At 61.9% G+C, this 8,641-nt stretch carries 6 protein-coding genes and 1 pseudogene; 4 read left to right on the top strand and 3 right to left on the bottom strand.

The window, feature by feature from the left end:
* Positions 1 to 39: 39 nt before the first annotated feature.
* The 3 genes and pseudogenes from THALAR_RS10170 to THALAR_RS10160 form a co-directional block, all read right to left on the bottom strand.
* A pseudogene (locus THALAR_RS10170) lies at positions 40 to 1,263 on the bottom strand (phosphotransferase); the annotation flags it as partial.
* Between the two features lie 41 nt (positions 1,264 to 1,304).
* Positions 1,305 to 2,006: a UTRA domain-containing protein gene (locus tag THALAR_RS10165; protein WP_021101460.1), complete on the bottom strand. Its 702-nt coding sequence runs from the start codon at positions 2,004 to 2,006 to the stop codon at positions 1,305 to 1,307.
* A complete protein-coding gene (locus THALAR_RS10160; RefSeq protein ID WP_021101459.1) occupies positions 2,003 to 3,373 on the bottom strand; it encodes a formimidoylglutamate deiminase in 1,371 nt (456 codons plus the stop codon). The genes THALAR_RS10165 and THALAR_RS10160 overlap by 4 nt, the downstream gene beginning before the upstream one ends.
* Positions 3,374 to 3,448: 75 nt before the next feature.
* Between THALAR_RS10160 and hutI the strand changes: the two genes are divergently transcribed.
* The 4 genes from hutI to hutU are packed head-to-tail and all read left to right on the top strand — an operon-like array spanning position 3,449 to position 8,641.
* Positions 3,449 to 4,642 (top strand): imidazolonepropionase, encoded by a 1,194-nt coding sequence (gene hutI, locus THALAR_RS10155; protein ID WP_021101458.1) that lies wholly within the window; start codon positions 3,449 to 3,451, stop codon positions 4,640 to 4,642.
* Positions 4,639 to 6,180: a histidine ammonia-lyase gene (hutH, locus tag THALAR_RS10150; RefSeq protein WP_021101457.1), complete on the top strand. Its 1,542-nt coding sequence runs from the start codon at positions 4,639 to 4,641 to the stop codon at positions 6,178 to 6,180. The genes hutI and hutH overlap by 4 nt, the downstream gene beginning before the upstream one ends.
* A complete protein-coding gene (gene hutG, locus THALAR_RS10145) occupies positions 6,177 to 6,974 on the top strand; it encodes an N-formylglutamate deformylase (protein ID WP_021101456.1) in 798 nt (265 codons plus the stop codon). The genes hutH and hutG overlap by 4 nt, the downstream gene beginning before the upstream one ends.
* The gene (hutU, locus tag THALAR_RS10140; RefSeq protein ID WP_021101455.1) at positions 6,971 to 8,641 is read left to right on the top strand and encodes a urocanate hydratase; all 1,671 of its coding nucleotides are present in this window, start codon (positions 6,971 to 6,973) and stop codon (positions 8,639 to 8,641) included. Before hutG ends, hutU begins: the two co-directional genes overlap by 4 nt.

The raw sequence follows: 8,641 nt of genomic DNA, 5'->3' as shown, positions 1-8,641 counted from the left end.
TTTACAGGAAGTGTCCCGAGAGTCCGTACATATCTACAGCTCGTGATAATAGCCGAGCCACATGCACCCCTGATGCTCGAACTCCTCGCCGACACGGGCCGCTTCTTCCAGCGGCATATGGAACGGGTTTTGCGGCCAGGTTGATTCCTCAACCGACAGTGACCCCAGCGGCGCATCAGACAGATCGCACCCGATCAATGGTGCGAAGTTTCCGCGTTCGCTTTCAAGCCATGCCGCCACACGGTCCGCGCCATCGACCACAGGCAGGCCACACGCCGCCCGCAGCCTGGCCGTCAACAAGCCCCCGTGAATGTCGCACCCTTCCAGAAACCGCCACGCAGGGGCCTGCGAGATGGTTACATAGGGATCATCTGGGTTTTCGGCGGCCATCAACGTGGAGTTCACCACACTCACCGCCAACCGCATCCGCAAGAGCGGCCAGATCATATCAACCTCGGTGGTCGTGAGTGGGTAGGCGTGGTGATACCCTTCGACCAGGGCGGCGAGGGCCGCCTCAGGCTGTGGATGATCCAGCACGATGTAGGCCGCAGCAATCGCCAGATCACATGTGCGCGGGGCGGCACACATGTCGCCCAGATCAATCAGACCAGAAACGCGGCGTGCTGTGTTCAACTCGCCCTTGACCATGATGTTGTAGTCATTGGCGTCGTTGTGGATCGCCTGATGTGGCAGGTCTTCTAATGCAGGTTTCAGCGCTGTGAATTGCGCATAGACGGCTTCGACAATCTGACGCCGAGCGGGGTTGGTTATGCAAGCGATCTGATCCTCAATCCAATCGGCGCGCATCAAATCCCATTTGAAATCACGCACCAACCCGTCATGCTCAAAATCAGCCAAGGCAAGAGCCGAACCGCCCAACACCTGCCCGACCTCGCGGATCAACGCCTCCTTTTTCGGTGCCAGATGGGCATAACACCGCCCCGGCAGCTGCCGCAGCACCCAAACAAGACGGTCTGCACCAGTCTCGTCTCTCAACGTAACAAGCGACGCACCCTCTGCTGCACGAATGACCTCTGGGCAAGGCAGATGTGGCTGTTTCGCCGTGATGTGCTGGAATGCCTTGACCTGCATGTCGACGAGCCAAGGCTCGCATCCTGCGCGCATGACCTTCAGAATGTATCCCTTGCCATCCTCTGCTTTCGCCAGAAAGTTCAGATCATACTCACCATCGAGCGGGCTCAGCTCTGCTGAGATACCCCAATGGTGCTGAAAGGCTGCCTGCCAATGCTGGATGTCCCGCATAGAAATGTCCTTGGTTCTAAAAACGCCGAAACGCGGATCGCCTATAGTTGTGTGCGTAGTTTGTAACCCGGCGCAAACAGCAGTCTGACTTTTGTGACAGACGCATCATTGTCCCAAGTCACCCTGTCAATGGCGAACAAGGCACTTAATAGCGGGACGCCCAGCACCTCTGCGTCCTGTTGGTCTGCCTGCACCGCCGAAAACGCGATATCCCCATGGGTGTAGGGCGCGTGCTGCATCAACCATTCATTGGCGCTCAGTCTATCAAATGGCTCGGCCACTGCGGCCGGGACAACAGCCGTGTTGATCCATCTGTCTTCAACGGCATAGGCCGCATCATCAGCCAGGTGCAAAGCCCGCACATGCAGCAGCTTGTCTTGGGCCTTCGTTTTCATCGTACCGCTGACAGGGGCGGGTGGTACAGCGACGCTGCGCGTGATCAATTGATAGCCGTAGGTCGCACCGTGTTCCTCGACCTCGTGGCGGATCACGGCGATATCAAGGGTGGCTTTGGCAACGGGTTGCGCGGCAACGCGCGTTCCGGCCTTACGTTTGCGGTCCAGCAAACCACTTTCGGCCAAGGACCGCAAAGCACGGTTCACTGTGGAACGGGCGCAGCCAAACTCGATTGCGAGGTCGGCCTCATTGGGGATCAGCTCACCGGGCGGCCATTCACGGGCATGGATACGGCGCAAGACTTCGTCCTGCACGCTTTGCCAGTTCCGGAAAGTGGGCGTGTTCACAAGGCGTCTCTCAATGCGTCAATTGTGCGTTTGTAGGCGGCGACAATACCTGCCCGTTCCACATGTTGGCCGTGCTGTACCATATGGCGGCCCGCTGACCAAACATCCGTCACCAGCCGGTCGTCGCCTGCGAAGATCCACGCGTCGAGTGCGGTGTCGCCGTCCAAGCCCCACATATGTTCAGAGCGAGTCTCCAATGCCAGAAAATCGGCCCAGCACCCCGCTGCGATGCGCCCTGTCTCGCGGCCGGAGGCTTGCGCGCCGCCTTGCAGCATCCCGTCGAACATCCGGCGGCCCGTCGACTTGTCCGATGACGCCAGTGCCGCGCGCGTGCCGTCGCGCAGGCGTTGGGAATAGTCCAGCGTGCGCAATTCCTCAGTGAGCGAGATGCGGATGTTGCTGTCCGAGCCGATGGCAAAAACACCGTCGTTGTCAACCCAGCGTACCGCATCGAAAATCCCGTCCCCCAGACTGCTTTCCGTGATCGGGCACAGACCTGCGACAGCCCCGGAACGAGCCAGCGCGATGGTCTCTTCCGGCGTCATCTGGGTGCAGTGGATAAGACACCAGCGCCCATCCAGCCGCATGTTGTCGAGCGCCCATGTCACTGGCCGCGCGCCCCAATGTGCCTCCACCTCCGCGACCTCTGCGCGCTGTTCGGCTAGGTGCATGTGGATCGGTCCCTCAGGAAATACGGTGCCGCATCGCTTCAGATCTTCGATCCCTACCGCGCGCAGCGAATGTGGCGCGACACCGATAGAGCTGTCGGCAGATGCCTGCCCGACGTGGCCCGCCGCCGCGTCATGAAGCGTCTGAAACTGTTCAAACGTGTTGCCAAACCGGATTTGCCCAGAGGTCAGCGCGCGCTGATCGCATCCGCCGAATTGATAGTGCACAGGCAGCAGGCACAGCCCGATGCCGCTCTGGTTCGATGCCGCAACAACACGCGCGGATGTTTCCGCAATATCGTCATAAGCGGCCCCACCGGGTTGATGATGCAGATAATGGAATTCGACCGATGCCCCATACCCAGCCTCAAGCATTTCCATCTGCACAAACGCCGTGATCGCCTCGATATGCTCGGGCGTCAGTCGGTCCAGAAAGCGGAACATCAACTGCCGCCAAGTCCAGAAGCTGTCGCTCGGATCCGGGCCGCGCCGCTCTGTCAGGCCCGCCATGGCCCGCTGAAAGGCATGGCTGTGGACGTTCACGGGGGCGGGCAACAGCAATGGCACCCGTATGGCTTCATCCGGCGCGGATGCATCCCATTGCACGTCGCCGATCCGGCCCTGTCCATCAATACCGATACTGACGTTGCTCGCCCAGCCGGTCGGCAGCAAGGCAGTCTCGGTCCAGATCATCTGCATGGCACACTCCGCTTGACAGATTATTATGTGCGCACATAAAGACATTAAGCACACCTAATTGCAAGTGAGTCGGCCATGCTCCTGACCAATGCCACGATCGCAACGCTGAAAGACGATGAGCGCTACGGGCTGATCGAAGATGGCGCGATTGTCCTTGAAGGAGACCGCATTGCCTGGGTCGGGCCGGCAAAAGAACTTCCCGAGGCGTATGATACCACCCAAACGCATGATCTGGGCGGACGGCTTGTCATGCCTGCGCTGATCGACTGTCACACGCATATCGTTTTCGGCGGCAACCGGGCATCGGAATTCGAACTGCGCCTGAACGGTGCCAGTTATGAAGAGGTGGCGCGCGCGGGCGGTGGGATCGTGTCCACCGTGACGGCAACCCGCGCTGCATCGCAGGACGCGCTTCTGGCCGATGCCCTGACCCGCGTGGATGCACTTGTTGCGGAAGGCGTCACGCTGATCGAGGTCAAATCAGGCTACGGGTTGGACCAAGACACCGAGTTGAAGATTCTGCGCGTTGCCCGCCAGATCGCGCAGGCACGTCCTGTTGAGGTGCGCACCAGCTTCCTTGGAGCCCATGCAGTGCCGCCCGAATACAAGGGCAGGCCCGACGCCTATATCGACGAGGTCTGCATCCCCACCCTGCGGGCCGCCCATGCCGAAGGGCTGGTCGATGCGGTCGACGGGTTCTGCGAAGGCATCGCCTTTGACACCGGACAGATCGCCCGCGTTTTTGACGTCGCCGTTGAGTTGGGGCTGCCGGTCAAACTGCACGCCGAGCAGCTGTCGAACATCGGTGGCACGCAGTTGGCTGCAATATACGGCGCGCTCAGCGCAGACCATGTGGAATACGCCACCGATGCAGATGCGCAGGCCCTGGCGGCGTCCGGTACTGTGGCTGTCGTACTGCCCGGCGCATTCTACACCTTGCGCGAAACACAGGCACCACCGATCCAGTCTTTCCGCACCCATGGCGTGCCGATGGCGCTGGCCACCGATTGCAACCCCGGCTCGTCGCCGCTGACGTCGCCCTTGCTGGCGATGAACATGGCATGCACGCTGTTTCAAATGACACCACTTGAAGCGCTGCTGGGCATGACTGCCCACGCAGCGGCGGCTTTGGGCATGCCTGATCGCGGGCGGATCACCGCAGACGCACAGGCTGATCTGTGCGTTTGGGATGTGCAACATCCATCCGAACTGGCCTATCGTATCGGGTTCAACCCGCTTCACAAACGCATCTTCAAGGGGTCGCTATGACAATCACTCTTACGCCGGGTGCAACACCGCTGACCCAATTGCACGACATCTGGGCAAATGGCCATGCCGCCGTTCTTGACCCCTCCTCGCACGCGGGCATCACGGCCGCACAGGAACTGGTGACAAAGGCCGCCAATGGCGACGCGGCGGTCTATGGCGTCAACACAGGCTTTGGCAAACTCGCCAGCGTCAAGATCGCGGCCAAGGACGTGACCACATTGCAGCGCAACCTGATCCTGTCTCATTGCTGTGGTGTGGGTGACGCCTTGGACGAAGCGACCACGCGTCTGATGATGGTCATTAAACTGCTGTCCCTGGGGCGCGGTGCTTCTGGGGTCGCGATGACAACTGTCGAGATCCTTCAGGACATGCTGGCAAAAGGCGTCACACCCGTGATCCCCAGCCAGGGCTCGGTCGGCGCATCCGGTGATCTGGCCCCGCTCGCTCACATGGCTGCCGCGATGATCGGAGAGGGCGAAGCCAACTATGACGGCGCACGCATGCCCGCAGGCGAGGCGCTCGCCAAAGCGGGGATCACACCCATCGTGCTGGGCGCCAAGGAAGGTCTGGCGCTGATCAACGGCACACAATTCTCCACAGCCTGTGCGCTGGTCGGCCTCTGGGGCGCATGGCGCAATGCCGCGACCAGCGTGCTGACCTGTGCGCTGTCCACCGACGCCATCATGGGCTCCACCGCGCCTTTGCAAGACGCGATCCACACCCTGCGGGGTCATGCCGGTCAGATCACCGTGGCGCGCGCCCAACGCGCGCTCATGAATGGCTCCGAAATCCGCGAAAGCCACAAGGAAGGCGACACCCGCGTCCAGGACCCCTATTGCATCCGCTGCCAGCCACAGGTCACGGGGGCCGCGATGGACCTGCTGCATTTCGCGGCCCGCACGCTGGAGATCGAAGCGAATGCCGTGACCGACAACCCGCTGGTGCTGGTGGAGGATGATCTGATCGTCTCGGGCGGCAACTTCCACGCGGAACCCGTGGGCTTTGCCGCTGACCAGATCGCTGTCGCCATTTCCGAAATTGGCGCGATCGCACAGCGCCGCGTGGCGCTGATGGTGGACCCGACGCTCAGCTTTGATCTGCCGCCTTTCCTGACCCCCGATCCCGGCCTGAATTCCGGCCTGATGATCGCGGAGGTCACAACCGCCGCCCTGATGAGCGAGAACAAACACCTCGCCAACCCCTGCACCACTGACAGCACGCCCACTTCCGCCAATCAGGAGGATCACGTCAGCATGGCCGCCCATGCCGCGCGGCGTCTCTTGCAGATGAACGCGAACCTAAATGTGATCCTCGGCGTCGAGGCGATGTGCGGAGCGCAAGGCATCGAGTTCCGCGCACCCTTGCAGACCAGCGCGCCGCTTCAGGCGGCGATGGCGGTGCTTCGTGCGGAGGTTCCCGCGATTGCCGAAGACCGCTACATGGCCCCTTCGATTGAGGCGGCGGCGGGTCTGGTCCAAAGCGGCAGGCTTGCGGGCAGCGTGGACCTGTCCGCCTATGTCAAAGGGCATGTGGAATGACGCCTGTTGAGGTCACTCATGGCGACGGCCCCATCGTTCTGGGCCTGCCCCATACCGGCACGTACGTGCCGCGCGCCATAATGGCGGACCTCAATGACAATGGGCGGGCGCTGGCCGATACGGACTGGCATATCGACCGTCTGTATGACGGCCTGTTGCCAGGGGCGACCACCGTGCGCGCAACCTTCCACCGCTACGTCATTGACGCCAATCGCGACCCGGCGGGCGAAAGCCTCTATCCCGGGCAAAACACGACAACGCTGGTGCCGATGACGGATTTTGACGGGGCGGGCATCTGGGACAGAGCCCCGAACGCAGAAGATATCCGCGCCCGCAAACGCTATTTCCATGCGCCCTACCATGCGGCGCTGGAGGCAGAGCTGCGCCGCGTGCGCGACCTGCACGGGGTGGCGATCCTCTATGATTGCCATTCCATCCGCTCGGCCATCCCGTTCCTGTTCGACGGCACCCTCCCGGACTTCAATACCGGCACCAATATGGGCACCACCTGTGCCCCCGAACTCGAGGCGGCCACCGTCGCGATCTGCGCTGCCGCCCCCTATTCCGACACGCTCAACGGCCGCTTCAAGGGCGGCTGGACCACGCGCCACTATGGGCAGCCCAAAGACAACATTCACGCCATCCAGATGGAACTGGCGCAATCCACCTACCTGTCTGCCGAGGCGGCACCGTGGACCTATAACGACGCCAAGGCCGCCGCCCTGCGCCCCTATCTCGCTGAAATTCTGACCGCATTGGCCGATCTGGCCCCGACCCTAGGAGGTTCCCGATGAACAATCCCCGCCACAACCTGCGCGACATCTATCCCCCGACAGGCCCCGAGATCACCGCCAAAAGCTGGCTTACCGAGGCGCCTATGCGGATGCTTATGAACAACCTGCACCCCGACGTGGCCGAGAACCCGCATGAGCTGGTCGTCTATGGCGGCATTGGCCGCGCCGCGCGCACATGGGAAGACTTTGACGCCATTGTCGCGGCGCTCAAGGATCTGGAGAACACGCAAACCCTGCTGGTGCAATCGGGCAAGCCCGTGGGGGTGTTCAACACCCACAAGGACGCGCCGCGCGTTTTGATTGCGAACTCCAATCTTGTGCCGCATTGGGCCAATTGGGACCACTTCAACGAGTTGGATAAACGGGGGCTGGCGATGTACGGCCAGATGACCGCCGGGTCGTGGATCTACATCGGCACGCAGGGCATCGTGCAAGGCACTTACGAGACCTTTATGGAGGCGGGCCGTCAGCACTATGACGGCAACCTGAAAGGCCGCTGGATTCTGACCGGCGGCCTAGGCGGCATGGGCGGCGCGCAGCCTTTGGCGGCGGTGATGGCGGGCGCGTGCTGTCTGGCCGTCGAATGCGACGAGACCCGCGCCGATTTCCGCCTGCGCACGCGGTATGTGGACGAGAAAACCCACGATCTGGACGAAGCGCTGGCCATGATTGACCGCTGGACCGCGGCGGGCGAGGCGAAATCCGTGGCTTTGATCGGCAACGCGGCGGACGTCTTCCCCGAACTGGTCAAACGCGGCGTGAAGCCCGACATGGTCACCGACCAGACCTCCGCCCACGATCCGGTCCACGGGTATCTGCCCCAAGGCTGGAGCGTCGCAGAATGGCGCGCCAAGCAGGAAAGCGATCCAAAGGCCGTTGAGGCCGCCGCCCGCGCCAGCATGAAGGTGCAGGTCAAGGCAATGGTGGACTTCTGGAACGCAGGCGTGCCAACGCTGGATTATGGCAACAACATCCGGCAGGTCGCGCAGGAGGAAGGGCTGGAGAATGCCTTTGCCTTCCCCGGCTTCGTGCCCGCCTATATCCGCCCGCTGTTTTGTCGCGGTGTTGGCCCCTTCCGCTGGTGCGCGCTGTCCGGCGACCCCGAGGACATCTACAAAACCGACGCCAAGGTCAAAGAGCTGATCGACGACCCGCATTTGCATAACTGGCTGGATATGGCGAAAGAACGGATCGAATTTCAGGGTCTGCCCGCGCGCATCTGCTGGGTCGGTCTGGGCCTGCGCGACAAGCTGGGTCTGGCTTTCAACGAAATGGTGCGCAATGGCGAGCTGAGCGCGCCGGTTGTGATCGGCCGCGACCATCTGGACAGCGGGTCGGTCGCCTCACCCAACCGCGAGACCGAAGCCATGAAAGACGGCTCTGACGCAGTGTCGGACTGGCCGCTTTTGAACGCCATGCTGAATGTCGCGGGTGGTGCCACTTGGGTATCCCTGCACCATGGCGGCGGTGTCGGCATGGGCTTTTCGCAGCATTCCGGCATGGTCATCTGCTGTGACGGCACCGAGGACGCCGATCGCCGGATCGCCAATGTGCTGTGGAATGACCCTGCGACGGGCGTCATGCGCCACGCCGATGCGGGCTATGACATCGCACTGGACTGCGCCCGCGAAAAAGGGCTCAATCTGCCGGGTATCTTGGGGAGGTAA

Source organism: Litoreibacter arenae DSM 19593 (assembly GCF_000442275.2).
GTDB lineage: Bacteria > Pseudomonadota > Alphaproteobacteria > Rhodobacterales > Rhodobacteraceae > Litoreibacter > Litoreibacter arenae.
Note: the sequence above shows the minus strand (reverse complement) of the source record. Positions and strands in the feature narration are given on the sequence as shown.